General features: G+C 65.6%; 22 protein-coding genes. 14 read left to right on the forward strand and 8 right to left on the reverse strand.

Annotated features, from left to right (window positions below):
• Positions 1–20: 20 nt before the first annotated feature.
• From LK459_RS10225 to LK459_RS10245, 5 genes are all read left to right on the forward strand, one after another.
• Complete coding sequence (locus LK459_RS10225) at positions 21–1,535, forward strand: purine-cytosine permease family protein (RefSeq protein ID WP_227923151.1); 1,515 nt, start codon at positions 21–23, stop codon at positions 1,533–1,535.
• A complete protein-coding gene (gene speB, locus LK459_RS10230; protein ID WP_227923153.1) occupies positions 1,535–2,521 on the forward strand; it encodes an agmatinase in 987 nt (328 codons plus the stop codon). The genes LK459_RS10225 and speB overlap by 1 nt, the downstream gene beginning before the upstream one ends.
• Entirely contained in the window at positions 2,518–3,666 is a 1,149-nt protein-coding gene (locus tag LK459_RS10235) for a zinc-binding dehydrogenase (RefSeq protein WP_227923154.1), read from the forward strand. Before speB ends, LK459_RS10235 begins: the two co-directional genes overlap by 4 nt.
• A 51-nt stretch (positions 3,667–3,717) precedes the next feature.
• Complete coding sequence (locus LK459_RS10240; protein WP_227923156.1) at positions 3,718–4,101, forward strand: YybH family protein; 384 nt, start codon at positions 3,718–3,720, stop codon at positions 4,099–4,101.
• A 211-nt stretch (positions 4,102–4,312) separates the two neighbouring features.
• Positions 4,313–5,044 carry a DUF1206 domain-containing protein gene (locus tag LK459_RS10245; protein ID WP_227923158.1) on the forward strand — a complete coding sequence of 244 codons (732 nt, stop codon included), beginning with the start codon at positions 4,313–4,315 and terminating at the stop codon, positions 5,042–5,044.
• 63 nt (positions 5,045–5,107) lie between these two features.
• Here LK459_RS10245 and LK459_RS10250 read toward each other — a convergent pair whose 3' ends face one another.
• The gene (locus LK459_RS10250) at positions 5,108–5,761 is read right to left on the reverse strand and encodes a hypothetical protein (RefSeq protein WP_227923162.1); all 654 of its coding nucleotides are present in this window, start codon (positions 5,759–5,761) and stop codon (positions 5,108–5,110) included.
• Positions 5,762–5,882: 121 nt separating this feature from the next.
• On the opposite strand from LK459_RS10250, the gene LK459_RS10255 reads away from it, so the two are divergent.
• The 4 genes from LK459_RS10255 (at position 5,883) to LK459_RS10270 (ending at position 9,166) form a co-directional block, all read left to right on the forward strand.
• Positions 5,883–6,716 (forward strand): Cof-type HAD-IIB family hydrolase, encoded by an 834-nt coding sequence (locus tag LK459_RS10255; RefSeq protein WP_227923163.1) that lies wholly within the window; start codon positions 5,883–5,885, stop codon positions 6,714–6,716.
• 95 nt (positions 6,717–6,811) lie between these two features.
• The gene (locus tag LK459_RS10260; RefSeq protein WP_007240938.1) at positions 6,812–7,108 is read left to right on the forward strand and encodes a YiaA/YiaB family inner membrane protein; all 297 of its coding nucleotides are present in this window, start codon (positions 6,812–6,814) and stop codon (positions 7,106–7,108) included.
• A 255-nt stretch (positions 7,109–7,363) separates the two neighbouring features.
• Complete coding sequence (locus tag LK459_RS10265) at positions 7,364–7,939, forward strand: DUF6611 family protein (RefSeq protein WP_227923165.1); 576 nt, start codon at positions 7,364–7,366, stop codon at positions 7,937–7,939.
• Between the two features lie 183 nt (positions 7,940–8,122).
• Positions 8,123–9,166, forward strand: coding sequence for an NAD(P)-dependent alcohol dehydrogenase (locus LK459_RS10270; RefSeq protein WP_227923167.1), 1,044 nt, complete (start codon positions 8,123–8,125; stop codon positions 9,164–9,166).
• A gap of 25 nt (positions 9,167–9,191) precedes the next feature.
• Here the strand turns inward: LK459_RS10270 and LK459_RS10275 are convergent, their stop codons facing one another.
• Positions 9,192–9,908 carry an aldose epimerase family protein gene (locus LK459_RS10275; RefSeq protein WP_227923169.1) on the reverse strand — a complete coding sequence of 239 codons (717 nt, stop codon included), beginning with the start codon at positions 9,906–9,908 and terminating at the stop codon, positions 9,192–9,194.
• A 220-nt stretch (positions 9,909–10,128) separates the two neighbouring features.
• Between LK459_RS10275 and LK459_RS10280 the strand changes: the two genes are divergently transcribed.
• Positions 10,129–10,680, forward strand: coding sequence for a YceI family protein (locus tag LK459_RS10280; protein WP_227923171.1), 552 nt, complete (start codon positions 10,129–10,131; stop codon positions 10,678–10,680).
• A gap of 43 nt (positions 10,681–10,723) precedes the next feature.
• Here LK459_RS10280 and LK459_RS10285 read toward each other — a convergent pair whose 3' ends face one another.
• The 3 genes from LK459_RS10285 to LK459_RS10295 are packed head-to-tail and all read right to left on the reverse strand — an operon-like array spanning position 10,724 to position 12,957.
• Entirely contained in the window at positions 10,724–12,079 is a 1,356-nt protein-coding gene (locus LK459_RS10285; RefSeq protein ID WP_227923175.1) for a flavin monoamine oxidase family protein, read from the reverse strand.
• A 17-nt stretch (positions 12,080–12,096) separates the two neighbouring features.
• On the reverse strand, positions 12,097–12,525 hold the full coding sequence (locus tag LK459_RS10290) for an HIT family protein (RefSeq protein WP_227923177.1): 429 nt from the start codon (positions 12,523–12,525) through the stop codon (positions 12,097–12,099).
• 45 nt (positions 12,526–12,570) lie between these two features.
• Positions 12,571–12,957 (reverse strand): DoxX family protein, encoded by a 387-nt coding sequence (locus LK459_RS10295; protein ID WP_227923182.1) that lies wholly within the window; start codon positions 12,955–12,957, stop codon positions 12,571–12,573.
• 79 nt (positions 12,958–13,036) lie between these two features.
• Here LK459_RS10295 and LK459_RS10300 point away from each other — a divergent pair, with 79 nt between their 5' ends.
• A complete protein-coding gene (locus LK459_RS10300; protein ID WP_227923183.1) occupies positions 13,037–13,696 on the forward strand; it encodes a TetR/AcrR family transcriptional regulator in 660 nt (219 codons plus the stop codon).
• A 63-nt stretch (positions 13,697–13,759) separates the two neighbouring features.
• The gene (locus LK459_RS10305; protein ID WP_007240929.1) at positions 13,760–14,839 is read left to right on the forward strand and encodes an ABC-2 transporter permease; all 1,080 of its coding nucleotides are present in this window, start codon (positions 13,760–13,762) and stop codon (positions 14,837–14,839) included.
• Here LK459_RS10305 and LK459_RS10310 read toward each other — a convergent pair.
• On the reverse strand, positions 14,793–15,296 hold the full coding sequence (locus LK459_RS10310) for a LysR substrate-binding domain-containing protein (RefSeq protein ID WP_265416864.1): 504 nt from the start codon (positions 15,294–15,296) through the stop codon (positions 14,793–14,795). The two genes, LK459_RS10305 and LK459_RS10310, sit on opposite strands and share 47 nt — an antisense overlap.
• On the reverse strand, positions 15,289–15,690 hold the full coding sequence (locus tag LK459_RS10315) for a LysR family transcriptional regulator (protein WP_227923184.1): 402 nt from the start codon (positions 15,688–15,690) through the stop codon (positions 15,289–15,291). Before LK459_RS10315 ends, LK459_RS10310 begins: the two co-directional genes overlap by 8 nt.
• Positions 15,691–15,725: 35 nt before the next feature.
• Here LK459_RS10315 and LK459_RS10320 point away from each other — a divergent pair, with 35 nt between their 5' ends.
• On the forward strand, positions 15,726–16,799 hold the full coding sequence (locus LK459_RS10320; protein ID WP_227923185.1) for an NAD(P)H-dependent flavin oxidoreductase: 1,074 nt from the start codon (positions 15,726–15,728) through the stop codon (positions 16,797–16,799).
• Between the two features lie 4 nt (positions 16,800–16,803).
• Entirely contained in the window at positions 16,804–17,430 is a 627-nt protein-coding gene (locus LK459_RS10325; protein WP_227923187.1) for a pyridoxamine 5'-phosphate oxidase family protein, read from the forward strand.
• Between the two features lie 229 nt (positions 17,431–17,659).
• Here the strand turns inward: LK459_RS10325 and LK459_RS10330 are convergent, their stop codons facing one another.
• A complete protein-coding gene (locus LK459_RS10330; protein WP_227923188.1) occupies positions 17,660–18,961 on the reverse strand; it encodes a competence/damage-inducible protein A in 1,302 nt (433 codons plus the stop codon).
• Positions 18,962–18,983 lie beyond the last annotated feature (22 nt).

An 18,983-nucleotide genomic window follows, 5' to 3' on the forward strand; every position in this document is an offset into this window, starting at 1 on the left:
CACCCAGAGCAAGGACAATCATGATGACGGCATCTTCGAACGCGACGGCGGGCAGCGCAGCCAGCCGCGCGACCGCCATTGAAACCCGGTCGATCGACTACGTCCCCGACAGTGAGCGACACGGCAAGGTGTCCGAGCAGGGACCCTTCTGGTTCGTAGGAAACTTCCAGCCCTTTACGCTGGCTCTCGGTTTCGTCGGCCCGGCGATGGGACTTTCGCTGTGGTGGACGATCGTCGCGGGACTCTCCGGCATCGCATTCGGCACGCTCTTCATGGCTTTCCATGCGACACAGGGTCCGGTGCTCGGGCTTCCGCAGATGATCCAGTCGCGCGCCCAGTTCGGCTACCGCGGCGTGCTCCTGCCGTTGATCGGCACCCTGTTCACCTTCGTCGGATTCAATGTGGTCGACGTCGTCATCATCAAGACGGGCCTCGAATCGATCTTCGGATGGAACTCTGTGCTGGTCGCGGTGGTCATCTCGTTGGGTGCGGCCGCATTGGCGATCTTCGGACATGACCTGCTGCACAGATCGTTTCGCGTGCTCTTCTGGGTGTCGCTGCCGCTGTGGGCGATCCTGACGTTCGGCATCTTCGCCGGCGGGGTGCATGGCTCGATCGGGCCTGCGGGGCCGGGTGGATTCACACTCGTCGCGTTCATGGTGCAGTTCTCGGTTGCCGCGTCGTACAACATCACCTACGCGCCCTACGTGTCGGATTACAGCCGCTACCTGCCCCGCGACACCAAGCCCGCCTCGATCATCGCTTCGGTCTTCATCGGCGCGTTCGCCTCACCGGCCTGGCTGATCCCTCTCGGCGCGTACTTCGCCACGTATCTGGGGGCGACCGATGCGCTCTCCGGCATCTACGCGGGTGGCAATCAGGTATTCAGTGGCCTCGGCGGTGTGCTCGCACTCGTGGCGGCAGCTGTGCTGGTCGCGACCATGGGGCTCAACGCCTACAGCGGGATGCTGACGGTGGTGACAGCCATCGATTCGGTCCGTTCGATCACGCCCACCAGGCGGTTGCGGGTGACCACCATCATCGGCCTGACCATCGTCTGGTTGGTGCTCGGTCTTGCGCTCACCGACGCCACCGAATCATTGAACACCGCACTGCTGATCATGCTGTACCTGTTGGTGCCGTGGACGGCGGTCAACCTCACCGACTACTTCTTCATTCGGCGCGGCCACTACGTGATCGCCGACCTGTTCACCCCGCACGGTGTGTACGGCTCGTGGCCGTGGCGCGGCATCGTGGCATTCCTCATCGGCATCCTCGCCGAGATCCCGTTCATGGATCTGCCGTTCTTCGTGGGGCCGGCGGCCACGGCGATGGGCGGCGTCGACATCGCGTTCATCGTCGGACTCGTCGTCTCCGGTCTGGTGTACGTGGTTTTCTCCCGTAGCCAGGACCGCAGTGCGGAGTTGGCGCTGATGTCCGCTCATCCCGAGGTCACCGATCCGCGGGACACCAGCGAGATCCGCGCCGAGATCGCAGCAGAAGAAGTCGTCACAGAAGAAACGGATAAGCACTGATGGATGACAATTTCACAGCCGCAGCAGGTTTCATCACCTCCGAGGCCGGTGTCGCCGGGCAGGTCGACGCCGCCCGCGTGCCGCGATACACAGAACCGGGCACCTTCGCGCGGCTCCCGCGTGCCGACCAGGTCGGCGCGGCAGACGTCAACATCCTGGGAATACCGTTCGACACAGGTGTGAGCTACCGGCCGGGTGCGCGTTTCGGTCCCGGTCACATCAGGGCGGCGTCGAAGTTGTTGCGGCCCTACAACCCTGCGATGGACGTGTCACCGTTCGCCGCGCAGCAGGTCGTCGATCACGGCGATCTCGCGGTCAACCCGTTCGACATCGAGGACGCCATCGCCACCATCGACACCTCGGTGACGGCGCTCGGCGAGGACGGGGCATCGCCTCTCGTGCTCGGCGGCGACCACACCATCGCACTGCCCATGCTTCGGGCCATGCGTAAACTGCACGGACAACCGATCGCTGTGTTGCACTTCGATGCTCACCTCGACACCTGGGATACCTACTTCGGTGCGCCCTACACTCACGGCACTCCCTTCCGGCGCGCATCCGAGGAGGGACTGATCGATCTCGAACGGTCGCTGCACATCGGTATCCGTGGCCCGCTCTACAGCCGGCAGGACCTTGAAGACGATTCACGTCTCGGCTTCTCGATCATCCGTACCGACGACTATCAGGTCGACGGAACCCGCAGCGTGATCGAACGGATGCACCGCAGGCTCGCGGGAGGCCCGGTCTACGTGTCGGTGGACATCGATGTTCTCGACCCCGCGCACGCGCCCGGCACGGGCACGCCGGAGGCGGGCGGCCTGACGTCGCGAGAACTGTTGCACACCCTGCGCGCACTGTCGGGCTTGCACGTCGTCGGTGCCGACATCGTCGAGGTGTCACCGTCGTATGACCACGCCGAGATCACCGGTATCGCCGCGGCTCACGTTGCCTACGAGCTGCTTTCGGTGTTGGCGGTGAACCGATGAGCCGCGCGGGGTCGACGCTCACCGGACATGCGAATCGCGACGCGCCCACGCCGACGCACGCGGCGGTCGTACATGCGTCAGGACAGCCGCTGAGCGTCGAGGAACTGCAGCTGCGTCCGGTCGGGCGCGGCGAACTGGGTGTCGAGATCAGGGCCGTCGGGGTCTGCCATTCCGACCTGCACCTCGTCGCGGGTGATTGGCCGGTCGACGAGATACTCGTCGGCGGTCACGAGGCGAGTGGCGTTGTCGTCGACGTCGGCGATGGCGTCGAGGACGTCAATGTTGGTGACCACGTCGTGTTGTCCTGGTTCGTGGCCTGCCGTCGATGCCAGAACTGTCTGTCCGGCAGGGCATGGTTGTGCACGAACACCAATGCCGTTGCGAATCGGCTACCTGACGGTTCCACCGCGACGACCACCGCCGACGGTGATCCGGTGTGGCCGTTCCTGGGGCTGGGAGCGTTCTCCGAGCGCGTCGTCATTCCTTCGACAGCGGCGGTCGTTGTACCCGACGAACTCCCCTTTGAAATTGGCGCGCTGATCGGCTGTTCGGTCACGACGGGCATCGGAGCGGTGACGCAGACGGCGAAGGTCCCCTACGGCGCGTCCGCTGTCGTGTTCGGCTGTGGCGGTATCGGCCAGTCGATCATTCTCGGTCTGCAACTCGCGGGTGCCGAGCCGATCATCGCGATCGATCTCGACCGGGATCGTCTCGAACAGGCCGACAGGCTCGGTGCGACAGTACTGCTGGATGGGGCCGAGCCCGATCTCGTGGACGTGGTCCGCGAGCTGACGTCCGGTGGTGCGGACTATGTGTTCGAGGCGATCGGAAAACCGTCGACCATCGAACAGTGTCCACCCATGCTGCGGGCAGGTGGAGTGGCGGTCCTCGCGGGGATGACGGCTATCGGAGCCCGTGCCTCCATCGATCCCTTCGATCTCGCAGACCAGGGCAAGAGCATCCTCGGATGCAACTACGGCTCGAGCGTGCCGGCAGTCGACTTCCCCAGAATCGCACGGCTCTATCTCACGGGGCGCCTTCCGCTCGACGCTCTGATCGGTCGGACACGCCCTCTCGTCGAAGTCAACGATGCCTTGGCGGATCTGAGTGCGGCAGCGGGCCTTCGCACGGTGCTCATCCCATGAAGCCTGCACTGTCTTCACCTGAGACCTCACATTTCACGAACAGGAGATCACATGCCCTCGCCTGACACTTCGTCCGCACGTGCACTGGCAGCGCTCGACCGCCTCGTCGCTGCGTTCGCGTCGAACGACGAGGCAGCCTACTTCGGATGCTGTGCCCCGGCAGCACGATTCGTGCTGCCCGACACGCAGGGAGTAGCGCTCACCGTCGACGAGTACAGGGAGCTCTGGCGCGGCTGGCGTGCAGAGGGGTGGGGCGTGGAGAAGTGCGTGAGCAGTGAGCGCGGTGTGCTGACGGTGGGCGAGGTCGCCGTGGTCACTCACAGGGTCGCGACGACTCTACGCGATGGCACCGAACTGGTCGAACGGGAAACGGTGGTATTCGATCTCGGTGCGGTCGGCGGACCGTTGGTGATCCACGAGCATCTGTCGTCGTGAGTACCTGACACAGTTCGCGATCGCGTAGTCACTCTTGTGCAGCGTTGCGGACCGCGTAGGGGATTCCCACCGTGAGATCCTCACGCCCCTGCTACGACTGGAGTACACGACGTGAGGGGCGGCGGTCATCATCGGGACACACGCGGGTAAGCAAGCTGTTCGAGACGCGACGGACAGCGGATGGTTCGAAGCACTCGCGCGCGGCGGTCACGTGGTGAGCGGTTTGTTGCATCTGCTCATCGCCTACATCGTGCTGCGCCTGGCGTTCGGCGATGCGGGCAATGCGGATCAGTCCGGGGCACTGGGAATCTTCGCGTCATCACAGGGCGGTCGTATCGTGTTGTGGCTCGCCGTCATCGCGTTTGTCGCGATGGCTCTGTGGCGGGTGGCTGAGGTCATCCTCGGCCCGCACCCCGCCAATCCGAAGGCGGGTGAGGACGACGGCTGGTTCGATCGCGCACAAGCGGGTGCACTCGCAGTTGTCTACTTCGCATTCGCCTGGACAGCAGCACAATTCGCGCTCGGGCACGGTCAATCGAGCGGGAAGCAGAATGCAGGCCTGAGTGCTCGGCTGATGGGTTCGGGCTTCGGGAAGTTCGTGCTCGTGGTCGCCGGACTGGTGATCATCGGCGTCGGTATCTACCACGTCTACAAGGGTGTCACGCGTGCGTTCTTCGACGACCTCACCATCGACGAGAAGGCGGCCGTCCAGATCACAGGCATCGTGGGCTACACGGCGAAGGGGATCGTCTTGGCCGGTGCGGGAATTCTCGTGATCGTCGCTGCGGTCACCGCAGATCCGTCGAAGGCCACCGGTATCGACGGTGCCATGAAGACTGTGGCGGGCTGGCCGGCGGGACAGTTCCTGCTGGTCATCGCGGCCCTGGGGCTGGCGGCCTACGGCATCTACTGCTTCGTGATGGCGCGGTACGCGCGGATGTAGCTGCGGGGTAAACGTGACGGCCCCGACCTCTCGGAGTCGAGAGGTCGGGGACCGGTGCGGGCGTCAGCGCGGTGTGTTGGCGCGGATGCTGTTGATGATCTTGAGGAGCTCACCGCGCTTGGATGGCGGGCCGTCGAGCTGCGCGAAGGCGATGCCGGCCTGGCCGTCGGCTGTGGTGAACACGTGGCGGATGGCCACGCGAACCTTGCGGACGCCGTCGATGGTCCCGGATTCCTCTGCGTACCAGGTCGTGTCGTCGATAACTCGCCACGACCCGCGGCTGACGCGGATCTGGTTGCCGAGTTTGTCAGCGTCGACGATGGTGCAGCGTTCTGCGGCGCACTTCTGGTAGCCGACGATACCGCCGGCACGCGTGGTGGTGGTTGTGCGCTCCTGGAAGCACGTGGCCTTTCCGGTGGTGGAGACGACCGACGATCCCGAGCCGCACGACCAGTCGCCAGGGATGCCGAAGGCGTACCGGATTCCTGCGAAGTCGGAGACGACGTAGGGTCGCTCGGCCGGGCTGAAGTTGTTACCCGCGACCGGACCGGGTCCGCCGTCGACGCCGCGCAGGGGGAGCGCGGGGTACCGGGTGTCGGCGTGAGCCGTGGCCGTGACACCGGCGGTGCCGACAAGCGCTGCGAGGCAGGCGAGCAGGGCCATGATCGTGCGGCGGATCGTCGTCGGCGACGCGGCGCGGGTAAGCGAGGTCTTCACAGTTTCGGTTCCTCTCGGTTACTGCGTTGAGCGAGTTGGGGTGAGCAAGTACCGATTGGATGCCCCCGAACCCTCGGAATGTTCCGGGCTGGTGGGAATCGCTCTGCGAGAATGGAAGGCGATGTCCAGTCTCATCCCGCCCGTGCCCGCCGACCTGCGCCTGGTCGTCACCGACCTCGACGGCACCCTGCTCGACGACGCCAAGCGCATACCCGACGAACTCTGGCCCCTTCTCGACGAGTTGGGCCGCCGGGGCATCGCGTTCAGTCCGGCCAGTGGACGCCAGGCGGCGACGCTGCTACATCAGTTCGGTGAGGCTGTGCCGGGACTGATCGTGATCGCCGAGAACGGGGCGGTCGTGGCCAGACAAGGTGAGATCCTGCGTACGCAACCGTTGGCGACCGACACCGCGCGGGCCGTACTCGCGCGTGCACGTGAACTGCAGTCACAGGGCGCCGACCTCGGCGTCGTGTTGTGCAGCCCGGAGATCGCCTACGTCGAGCGGTCAGACGAGCGATTTCTCGAGCAGATCCGTCCCTACTACTTCGCCAACAGCGTCGTCGACGACCTCGACGCGATCGACGCAGAGCTCGTCAAGGTCGCGGTCTACGACTTCGCGGGCATCGAGGAGCGCACCGCCACGTCGATCTCGGCACTGACGATCGATGCGGAAGTCGTTGTGTCCGGGCAGCATTGGCTTGACGTGATGACCCGGGGCGTCGACAAGGCCGAGGCTGTGCGAGCGGTGCAACGTAGATTGGGCATCCGACCCGCCGAGACCATGGTCTTCGGCGACTACCTCAACGACCTCGGAATGCTCGGAACAGCCGACTGGTCGTACGCCGTCGCGAACGCGCACCAGAAGATCCTCGACGCCGCGCGATTCGTCGCCCCGTCGAACAGCGACAACGGGGTCGTCCGTACCGTTCGGGCCGCGCTCGACGCGAACTCGTGACCCGTGCGATTTCGCACGATCTCCGGCGCAAGCACTCAGTCCGACTGCGTAGTCATACGCATCCGGCGGCGGGCGCAGGTTGAGATGGTCGACGCATGTCGTCTTCCAGAGAGATTCCCCAGACCCCCACCACCGTCGCCTATTTCATCCAGTCTGCGATCGCCTTCGGTGTCAGCCTCGCGACCGCGTGTATCGGCATCCTCTATCTCCCCATCGACCCCTGGCAGCGGGGTTTCCTGGCCATCACCCTGCTCTTCCTGACGTCGAGTACGTTCACCCTCGCGAAGGTCGTGCGCGACCGGCAGGAGCTCACCACCGTGCGGGCGCGCATCGACGAGGCCCGTGTCGACAAACTCATCGCCGAACACGATCCCTTCAACAAGGTCGCCTGACCAGCCCACTTCCCTGACCGCCCCGACGTCACCACGACGCCGGGGCGGTCGTCGTTGTCGGTGCGGCAATCGTCAGCAACACGTCAAAGCTTGTCGACGCCGCGTCAAAGTCTCGTCAAAGTGCCGCACAGCCACTTCACGACGCGATCCGTGCGGCGTAGCACTGTCGGAATGACCACGATCAGTTCATACGGATCTCCGATCGATCCGTTTGCGCATCCTCCCCGGAAGCACCGGTCGTCTCCCGAGGCACACGTGCGTGCTCCCCAGGGACGAGCGGATACCACCGGCTCGGACCTAATCGACCGGCTGGCCGAGGGGCCGTCGGTCTGGGGATCGTTCAGTGCGGGATCGGGCCGCTACGGTGTGTGCCGGTACCGCCTCGTCGTCTTTCCTCCTGGAATCAGCTCGACGCAGCGTCGTCGACTCCGACTGTGGCGCGGCTGGCCGATCTGGGGTGCGTGTCTGTGGTTGACGGCCGCACTCGTGCTCGGGGTGATCGGTACGCCGGCAGTGGCAGCTCTCTGGGCGGCGACCGCGCTGTTCGTCATATCGGGGGTGATCGCACGCCGGATCGCCGGGCATCTTCCGGGCGAGGTGCGGACCATCGACCTCACCACCATCCCCGGCTACGACCTTCCCGAGGGGATGCCCACCCCGGCGTCGATCGCGGACACACTCGGCGAGTTGCGCTGCGCGGACGCCCGCATGTCGCGGGGAATCATCACGCCCGTCGAACACGAGGTCATCTGGCAGCACGTGTACGACTCCATGCCGCACCGTCGCAGTCGATGGTCTCGCCGTCGTCCGTTCCGGACAGCTCGGCAATGACCCGAGCCGCGTCCACCGCACCCGACGCGCGAGCCTGCCTCATCATGGTCGACGGCAGTGCGGTCCGACCGTCGCGATCCCGCTTCCACCTCGACACGATCCATATGCGCGTCTCGTGATGTGAGGGTAGACCTGAGGTGAGGGAGGGCACGGGGACATCTTCGATCCGAAAGGCGAGTGCAGATGAAGGCCGTGCAGATGATCAAGGCGGGCGCCCAACCGGAACTCCGCGACGTCGAGACGCCCTCACCGGGGCCCGGGCAGGTGCTCGTCAAGGTGACCGCTGCAGGCGCATGCCATTCCGACGACTTCGTACTGAACATGCCTGCCGAGTCGTTTCCCTACCCGCTCCCCATGACACTCGGCCACGAAGGTGTCGGCGTGATCGCCGCACTCGGCCAGGGTGTGTCGACGGTGAGCGAGGGAACCGCGGTAGCCATCTACGGCCCCTGGGGCTGCGGTGTCTGCCACTTCTGCTCGCAGGGACTCGAGAACTACTGTTCGCGCGCCGAGGAACTGCAGATCACGCCCCCGGGCCTTGGACACAACGGCGCGATGGCCGAATACGTGGTCGTCGACGACCCGCGACATCTTGTGCCCATCGGCGACCTCGATCCCGTCACCACGGTGCCGCTCACCGACGCAGGCCTCACGCCGTACCACGCGATCAAGCCGTCGTTGAGCAAACTCGTCGGCGGTACGACAGCCGTCGTGATCGGGTCCGGTGGTCTGGGACATGTGGCGATCCAGATGCTGCGCCACCTGACCCCGTCTCGGATCATCGCGCTCGACGTGACTCAGGAGAAGCTCGACTTCGCCAAGCAGGTCGGCGCTCACGAGGCCGTGCTCAGCGACGCCGACGCCGTCGACAACGTTCGCAAGATCACCGGAAAAGACGGCGCCACAGCGGTCTTCGACTTCGTCGGTTATCAGCCCACCATCAACACTGCGATGGGAGTGGTCGGCACTCTCGGTGACGTGACCATCGTCGGACTCGGGGACGGCAAGTCGGTCGTACACGTCGGCTACTGGGCGCAGCCACACGAGGTGTCGGTCCGGTCGCCCTACTGGGGATCACGCTCGGAACTCATCGAAGTCCTCGACCTCGCGCGCGACGGGGTTCTCGACGTCGCGGTCGAGAAGTTCAGCCTCGACGACGGTGTGGCCGCGTATCGCAAACTCGCCGCGAATGATCTGCGGGGACGCGCGGTCGTCGTACCCGACTAGGTCTCGCGCACAGGGCTCTTCGAGGTCACTCGAGTGCGATCGTCTGCCACATGTCCACGGTCGCGCCGGGTTCGACGGTGAGCAGATTCGGGCCCGCGTTGGCGGTCTCGACGCACACGAACTCACGCCAGTGCTTGCCGACGTCCGCCATCCCGGCGGCGACGTCGGGTCCCGGATTCCAGACGACGGCGGTGCGTGCCCCGACGCCCTCGACACGAACGGTGCGGTCGAGCCCGTGGTCGACGAGCCGATACGTACCGCCCGCGTCGGGGTACAGGCGGTCGCTGCGCTGCTCGTCGTCGGGAAGATGCCAGTCGCCGTCTTGTGTCTTGACCGCGAGGTCGTCGAATTTGTCCTCGTAGGAGAGGCCGGAGAGTCCGTCCACCCGCACAGTCGTGGCATCGGAGACGTGCAGGTAGTTGTGCAGCGCCTCGGTCAGGATCTCCTGCTGCTCACCGATGTTGGTGGTGTGCAGCCCGATCCTGAGCGTTTCCCCGACGTGGACGGTCAGCGCGACCCGCAGCCCCAACCAGTCGAGTCCCTCCGGCGCCAGTTGCAGCTCGACGGAGCCGTCGGCCAGCGTTTGCGAGCCGGTGGCGCGCCACTGCGCGGTCCGCGCGTAACCGTGCGACGGGACGTCACTGTCGGTCTGGTTCTCCTTGCCGAAGTACGGCCAGCAGATGGGTATGCCACCCCTGATCGGCGTCGGCGGTGTCGCGACGAGCGGCGAGACCCACAGCACGTCGCTCTCCTACCGGCCGGCCGGTAGGAGAGCACCTGCCCGCCGAACATCGAGATTGCCGCCGTCGCCGCCGGCGTCGTGACGAGCCACGCGTCGAATCCGTGAGCTGTACCCGTACTGACACCTGAGCTGCCTGAAGTGGTCACTGAACAACAGTGGCACAGTCGTGCGGCCTAGGGTGGGCCCCGACCCCGCGAACTGTCGATATCGAGGAGATGTGATGACACGAGGCACATGGGAGTTCGGTCCGGGTAACGGGACTGTGACCGTGCACACCGACGTGACAGGTCCCGCAGCCAGGACAGGACATCGTCTGACCATCGACATGGAGCAGTGGTCGGCCGAGCTGACCGTCGCCGATGGAGTTCCCGTCGGAGTGACCGCGTCGATCGACGTCGAGTCGCTGCGCGTGGTGTCGGGCGAAGGTGGCGTCACGCCACTGACCGGACCCGAGAAGGCAATCGCACGCGGTAACGCCCTCAAGTCGCTGAACGCATCCAAGGCACACACGATCACCTACGACGCCACGTCGATCACGGCCACAGAGAATGGCTTTCGCCTCGACGGCACGCTGACGATCAACAACAACGAGCACCCCCATCCCCTCGACGTCGAGGTGTCCGGTCCCGACGACGCACGTCAGGCGAACATCGAAACCGTTGTCTCCCATCGAGAATTCGGCCTCAAGCCCTACTCGATGATGATGGGTGCCCTGAAGGTCGTCGACGATGTCCGGGTGGTCATCACCCTCGACCTTCCCCCGGCCGGGTAGACAGGCACTCTCGCGCCGGGCGCCCTGGATACGGGTACAGCGCTCACGCCCAGAGTTCGGCGATGTCGACGTCGCGGCCGAGAATGTTCGACGCCGCGCGGCGCCCCGACTCGAGTGCGGCGGTGACCGTTGCGGGATCGTCTGTCCACGTCGCCTCTCCCGCCAGCTGCAGCACGCCACCGCCGAGCGGGGTCGCCAGGTCGTCGTGGTCGGCCGTTGTCGACCCGACCGTCATGTACGCGTACGAACCGCGGGCGTACGGGTCGTCCTGCCACCGGGTCACGTCGCTGCGAACCGGATCGGTGACCGCGGCGCCGTAGATTTCGCGTAGCGAGTCGAGTACCGACGCGACGATCTGTGCGTCGGACCAGTCGCGTATCGCCAGCGCACACGGCCCCGCGGCGAACGTCAGCAGCGTCGGCTGGCCGTGCAGGGCGGTGAGGTCGTACCACGAATGCCACCACCTCGCGGCCGGACCCTGTCTGCGAATCGCGTACACCCCGTCGTCCCAGAATCGGGCACCGAACCTGAGGAACACCTTCTCGAAGGTGTTCATCTCCAGCCGATCGAGCGCTCCGGCGACAGGTTCGGCGAGCGGCGGTTCGAAGGCGACGGCTCCGGCCTTGAGTACGCCGACGGGCACGGTCACGACCGCTCGCACAGCCGATACGGAGTCGCCGCGCGTGGTGGTCACCGTCGCACCGTCCTCGGCGGACCACGCGACGCGCGACACGGTCTGGTCGAGAACCACGTGCACACCCTCGGCCAGACGAGTCGCGAGCTGGTCATAGCCGTCGGGGAAGACGACCTCGTCGCCATCGGTCTCGTCGTCGTCGAGTCCGTGCGCGTCGAGATCGTCGATCCACACACCGTACTGTTCTTCGGTGCGGTGGCGAACGAACTCCCGAACCCGTTCTGTGCGAGCGGAATCCCAGCCTAGCCCGGACAGCGTCGTCTCGGTCGCCGCGCCGTAGGACACCCCGGCGCCGATCGATGACACGTACGTCGACAGCGCGTCGTCGAAGGCATGCACGTCCGCCGCGAAGGACGCGGCGGATGCGTCGTCGAGCCGGATTCCATCCGGAGCGTAGTAGGCGATCGGTCGTCCGTCAGGTTGGTAACTGCCGACGGTGAACTCGACGGTGCGCATACCGAACGCCTCGGTGGTCGCGTGCAGCGGGGCGTCGGCGATTCCGTGTATCCACGACGCGCCACGATCGGTCACGGTGCCGTCCGACCGGTCGGAGTGCACGCGTCCACCGACCCGGTCTCGTGCCTCGAGTACCACGGTGCGTGCACCTGCCCGCGTGAGTAGTCGCGCAACGGTCAGCCCGGCGATCCCAGCGCCGACGACGACAGCGTCGTAATCGGATGCCGCGAAGATCGGTGACGATTCCATGTGCTCGGTCTACACCCTCAGCAGTGCAGCGCGGCCGACAGTTTCTCGGCGTATCTGGACATGACGTCTTGATCACCGGCGACGCCCGGTTGCCACGGAAGCGACAGGCGGTCCTCGGTTCGATCGGCGTAGCGGGGGATCACATGCAGATGGAAGTGGAACACCGTTTGCCACGCCGGAGCCTTGCAGCAGTTGAGCAGGTTGACGCCGTCGGCCCCGAGATCGTCGACGACGGCCAGCGCGATTCGCTGTGCCTCGAGGGTGACAGCGGTCAGGTCGTCGGCGCCGATGTCGAGCAGGTCGGTGCTGTGCTGCTTCGGAATCACCAGCAGGTGACCGTCATTGGCCGGATTGATGTCCATGAACGCGTAGGTCGTCTCGGTCTCGGAGACCTTCGTGCTGGGTATGTCGCCGGCGATGATGCCGCAGAAGATGCAGTCACTCATGCAGTCGGAGATTACCCGGGGCGGAACGTCGCAGCGGCGTCGGACCTACTTCTTCGACCCGACTCCACCGGCATACAGAGCCCCGGCGATCAGGGCGGGTTGGAAGAACAGACGGACGAGGCGCTTGCGGTCGGTGTCGAGCCCGAAACCGTCCTTGTGCTCGAGGTACTGGGCGATGTTGCCGGGGAAGATGACGACGTAGAACAGGGCGAGCAGGATGCCGATCACACGCTTGTGCTTCGGCAGTGCGAGGAACGACGCACCGAGGCCGATCTCGGCCACGCCGGAGGCGACCACTGTGACGTCGGTGTCGATGGGGAACCAGTCGGGAACCTGAGCCTGGAATTCGTCACGAGCGAATGTCAGGTGCGAGATTCCGGCGAAGGTCATGAAGGCGCCGAGGACGATGCGGACGAGCGTGCGAGGTGACATGTCTCCGAGGGTAGGCCGCTGAGAGCGCCGTCGTCCATGAGTACACTCATTTTTGAGTCCGCTCATTTTTGGAGGTGGCATGAGCGCAGGGACACCGCTTGCCGACGGCAGGCGTGCTCGCAACATGCGTGACAAGCAGGATCGGATCTTCCGGGCTGCCGCCGATCTGTTCGCCGAACGCGGCTTCGAGTCGGTGTCGACCGGACAGGTCTCCGATCGTGCCGACGTCGCGGCGGGCACGGTCTTCCGGTACGCATCGACCAAGGGCGAGTTGCTGCTGATGGTGCTCAACGACGAGTTGCGCAGGGCGCTCGACGTCGGTGCTGCCCGCGCCGAATCGACAACGGACACCGCCGGTGCGATCTACGAGATGGTGCTCCCGCTGCTGGAGTATGCGCAGGCGAACCCGGAGAACGGCAACGCCTACCACCGTGAGCTCCTGTTCGGCGGCTCCAGCGATCACTACCGTGCGGAAGGTCTCGCCCTTGTCGCCGAGTTGCAGGACCGCATCGCCGCACGTCTCGTCGCGGATCGGGTTGACCGTCCCGCAGGCTCGGGCCCCGAGCGAACCGCCGCCGAGCGGTCGCACGCCGACATGGCGGTGCTCACCGCCAACATGATCTTCGCCGCAACCGCCCTGGCCATCACTCGTGCATCGACAGGCGCGCATTCGGACCGTGATCCCTTCGACGATGTGCGCATGCAGGTGCGCGTCGCCGTTGACGGCTACAACGCGTAACCGATTCGCGCACAGCACTACCGACCGTTCATCTGCCATTCACACCATTGAGGTAATCCGACCATGCTCATGACCGAAGCCGGACCACTCTCGTTCGGAAACACGTATCGACGCCTGCTCCTGGCCGTCGTTGTGCTCGGTGCGCTCGTCCAACTCGGGCTGGGCAGCTTCTATCTGGGCGTCGGGCACTCACCGTCGCCGAGGAACGTGCCGATCGGCATCGTGGGTCCAGCTGCGCAGACCGAGAAGCTCACGGCTGCTGTCGAAGCCGACGGAAAGTTCGACGCACGCGCATACGAGTCCATGGATGCGCTGCGCGGTGCGATCTCCCGCCGCGAGATCGACGGCGGACTGGAGCTCACACAGCAGGGCATCGTTCCAGTCGTCGCCAGCGCGGGCGGCGCTCTGCCGGCGACCGCGCTCAAAGCGGTCGCCTCACAGGCGAACGTCGAGAACAAGCTGCCGCAAACCCTCCCCGTCGACGTGGTCGAGCTGTCCGACGACGACATCAACGGCGCGTCGATCGGCTATATCCTGCAGGTGATCTCGCTCGGCGGAAGTATCGCATCGCTCGGCCTCGGGCGACTGATGCCACGTGTCCCGCAATCGTTGCGGCGTGGTCTCGGCCACGTCGCCGCGTTGGTCGCCTACGCCGCGGTGTCGTCGGGAATCGTGTTGCTGTTCTCCTGGTTCTACGGTGTCGGGAGTTCGGCTGACCAGTGGCGGTTATTCGGTACGTACACGCTGATCTCGTTGGCCATCGCGGGGTCGACCGCCGGGCTCGTGACGCTGTTCGGGCCGATCGGCTCCCTGGCGGGTGGCTTCTACTTCCTCATCGGCGCGACACTGTCGGGAGCGTCGATCCCGTGGAACTTCCTACCCACCTTCTGGGCGAAGCTCGGCGAGTGGCTGCCCACCGGCGGTGGTGCGCAACTGGTCCGCAACTCGCTCTACTTCCCCGACGCCGGCTGCGGCTCGGCACTGGTGTGTCTCGCGTTGTACGCCGGACTCGGCACGCTGACGGTGCTGATCTGGAACATGATGGGCAACAGAAGTTCTCGCACCTCGGCGGTGGACGTCGACATCATGTACCCGATCACGCATGAACATCACCACCATCTCGGGGACGCGCCTCGCGATTGACGGCGCGGAGTGCTGCGTCGACAAAGGCGTCGATGGTGGCGTTGGGCGTTGCCGTGAGGTATGCGAGTTGCAGCATGGTCGGCGGGGCGTCGGGAATCGGGATGAACCGGACGTGCGAGTGGTTCACGCGTCGGGCGGCGATCTCGGGTACTGCGCCGACTCCGCGAGCAGCAGCGATCAGTTCGAGCCATTCGTCGAAATTGGTGCATTCGACGACCTTTCGGTTCTCCGCACGATCGGCGCCGCGCCACGAGCGGGGAACCGTCGTGCCGGTGAGTGTGTTGACAACCAGCGGCAGCTCACGGAGCTCGTGCCAGGTGAGATGCTCGCGTGAGGCCAACTCCGACGACGCCGACACCGCCGCGACGCGCGCCTCGTTGTACAGCGCGCGATAGGTGATCGACGACCAACGACCCCGTCTGCGGACCACGGCGACGTCGATCTGACCTTCACGCAACGCTCGCAGCGGATCGTCGAATCGGGCGATGTCGACGGTGACTCCGGTGGCCCTCTCGAAGCCGGCGACCGTTGCGTGTGCCCAGATCGAACAGCATCCGCTTCGCTGCAGTGACGAAATCCGTTGCGGACTCGGCCAGTTCGACGCGGCGGCTGGTGCGGTCGAACAGCTGTGTCTGAAGGATGCGCTCGGCCTGTTGGACGGTACGGGTCAGCGCAGGCTGGGACACGCCGAGCTGCACCGCCGCTGTCGTGAATGATCCATGGTCGGCCACGGCGACGACAGCACGCAGATGGCGCAACTCCAGATTCATAACCACAGAGCATAGTTCATGCTCAGAAGGTATTTCCCCGACCGTGTTCCGGTGGGTAGCCTCGATGATGTCGACGATCATGCGGGCTCCGCACGCGTGGGCGAAGGGAGCAGGAGATGACCGAGAATCCTGGAATGTTCGACTTGATGAGCGTGCGCGTGCCCATCCTCGTGGCGCCGATGGCAGGTGGTCCGACGACTCCCGCCCTGGTGATCGCGGCAGCCGAGGCGGGGGCGATGGGCTTTCTCGCCGCCGGGTACAAGTCCGTCGACGCGCTTGCGGCCGAGATCGACGAGGTGATCGCGTCCGATGTGGATGCATACGGAGTCAACCTGTTCGTCCCCGGCAGCGGCGTCCGTGACCCTGCAGCGGTGCTGCGATTTCGCGACGAACTGGAGCCGGTGGCACGTCGGTACAACGTAGACGTCGGGCGCATCGTCGACTACGACGACGATGCGTATGCGGACAAGATCGACCTGGTGATCGAGCGACGAGTTCCCGTGGTGTCGTTCACCTTCGGGCTACCTGACGAGGGTGTCGTATCCCGGCTGCATGATGTGGGGATCGTCGTGGTGGCAACGGTGGCCGATGCCGACGACGCGGTTCGCGCTGCGGCGCGCGGCGTCGACGCGCTCTGTGTGCAGGGTGTCGAGGCGGGTGGTCATCGTGCGACCTTGGATGTCGCGGCCGAGCCGTCGGACATCAGGACCGTCGATCTGGTCAGGCAGGTTGTGGCGATCGTCGACCTTCCGATCATCGCCGCTGGTGGAATCGCGACCGGGGCACACGTCGACGACGCGCTCGCCGCAGGCGCCGTTGCGGTGCAGTTGGGCACGGCGTTTCTCGACAGCGCAGAGGCGGGTACCAAGCCGACTCACCGTGCAGCTCTGCGTAATCCGAGGTTCTCCGAGACTGTGGTGACACGCGCGTTCTCCGGTCGGCCGGCACGCGCGCTGCGCAACGAGTTCACCGATCGCTACACGCCGCTCGCCCCTGCCGAGTATCCGCAACTGCATCATCTGACGAGTCCCCTGCGCTCGGCTGCCGCGCTCGCCGGAGATCCCGAGTTTCTCAACTTATGGGCTGGAACGTCTTTCCGCGACACAGATTTCGGTCCCGCGAGTGAGATCGTGGCGCGAATCTGGTCGGAGACCGCCGCCGCCACGCGTGTGACGGAACAGCAGGGCTGATCGCATGGGAGCGCGCTACCACCACATGGCCTACGGCCCGCACGCGTTGGCACGGCAGCAGCGGGCGGGGAGCAACGTCGTGTACGGAGATGTTGCCGCACAGCCTGATTCGGGTCCCGATGAACTCGGCGATCGCGAACTGACTTTTCTGTGCACGATGTTCCAGTTCCATCTCGCGACAGTGACCGAAGGCGGTTGGCCCTACATCCAGTACCGCAGCGGCCCGCGGGGTTTCGTGCACCACCTCGGTGGCAACCGTATCGGCTTCGCCGATTTCCACGGCAACTCGCAGTTCGTGTCGGTGGGCAACATCGACGACAACCATCGGGTGGCGCTCTTCTGCGCCGACTATCCGCGACGGATGAGGCTGAAGCTTTTGGGCCACGCGACGGTCGTCGACGACGATGATCAGCTCCTGCGTGAGTTGATGACCGTTCCGGAGGGGCGGGTGTCGGCGCGAGCCGAGCGCAGCATCCTGATCGACGTCGAGGGTGTCGATTGGAACTGCTCGCGAAGCCTGGTGCCGCAGTACGACCGTGAGTACATCCGAGAGCTCAACCAGGCCAACGCACGCCGAGTTGCCGAACTCGAAGAGCGGATTCGCGTGCTCGAGCAGGAGAAGCGAGCGTGACTGGCCGGAACCCGTCGGCGCGACCGTGCGCGGCGTCGAACAGTGGTGCGCGGGTCGGCGGGAAGCAGGGGAAGGGTTTCTTCCCCGGGTTGTGTGCTTTTCCCCGTGATTTTTCTAGGGGATCAGCACGAAAGTAGGGGAAGGATTCCGGCCCGTACCCTTCCCCGACTTTCCGCGCCGCCGCGGCACCACCCTTCCCCGACTTTCCACGGCGCGCGGCGTTCTGCGCTCAGCTCGACGCTGCGCGCAGGGCGTCGGCGAGTAGGTGGAACGCGATCGTGGTCGAGCGCTCACGCACCGCCGCGCGGTCGCCGGGCAGGTGCAGCGTGCGGGTCAGCGTCGGCGATCCGGAGATACCGATACCGAAACACACTGTGCCGACCGGTTTTCCGGGAGTCTCGCCACCCGGGCCTGCGATACCGGTGGTGGAGATCGCTGTGTCGGCGCCCAGGCGAGCCATCACGCCGTCGGCCATCGCGGCGGCAACCGGCTCGCTGACCGCGCCCAGCTCGTCGATCATCGACGCGGGCACACCCAGCGAATTGATCTTCACGTCGTTCGAATACGAAACCACCCCACCCTGGACATAGGCCGACGAACCGGCGCGATCTGTGAGCCGGGCGGCGACCATTCCGCCGGTGCACGATTCGGCCGTGGCGATTCGACGTCCGGTCAACAGATCCGCGAGCTGGTCGTCGATGGTCGTGCCGTCGGTGGAGAAGGTCTCGGTGGGATACAGCCCGGTGAGGAAGTCGGAGAGCGCCGTGTAGTCGTCGGTGGCAGAGACCGGGTAGCGGGTGACGATCTCGAGCTCGCCGCGTCGCAGGCAGGTGGTGATCTCGAGCTCGTCGTATCCGGCCACCTCGTCCTGTGCGGCGCGCAACCCCGCCGCCAGATCTGCTTCGGGCAGTCCGAACATGCGGATCGTGTCCTGACGCATGTCGGGGTGATCGGCGATGGCCTCGTCGATTGCCGGTGCGTTGATCGCGGCGGGCCACATCATCTGCAACTCCGGTGGCGGGCCGGGCAGCACGAGAATTGCCGGCAGTCGGCGTCGTGCGCGGGGATCCTGGCCTGCCGGAACGGCAACCCCCGGAGCGGTCCCTGTCGGTGGAATCGGTTGTGCACCTTCGGGAACCATGGCCTGCTTGTCGATGCCGGCCGCGGTGGCCGCCGACGCCGACTCGCTGCCGCCGCGCCCCTGCCAGCGTCGGATGATCTCGGCGATGTGATCGCGCAACGGCTCGTCGAGGTGGAGCGCCCGGCCGGTGAACTCCGCGACGGTCGCGACAGTGAGGTCGTCGGCGGTCGGGCCGAGTCCACCGGTGGTCACGATGAGTGACACGCCCTCGTCGGCCAGGAAGCGCAGCTCGGCGGCAAGGTCTTCAGGTCGGTCGCCGCAAACGGTGATGTGTGCGACGTCGACGCCGAGCGCGAACAGTCGTTCGGCGACCCATGGGCCGTTCCGATCGGTGATCCGTCCGGTGAGGACCTCGGTCCCTGTCACCACGATGCCCGCGCGTACCGTCACGGTGCAAAGCCTATCGCCGCCC

It is taken from the genome of Gordonia otitidis, from assembly GCF_020735545.1.
Taxonomy (GTDB): domain Bacteria; phylum Actinomycetota; class Actinomycetes; order Mycobacteriales; family Mycobacteriaceae; genus Gordonia; species Gordonia otitidis.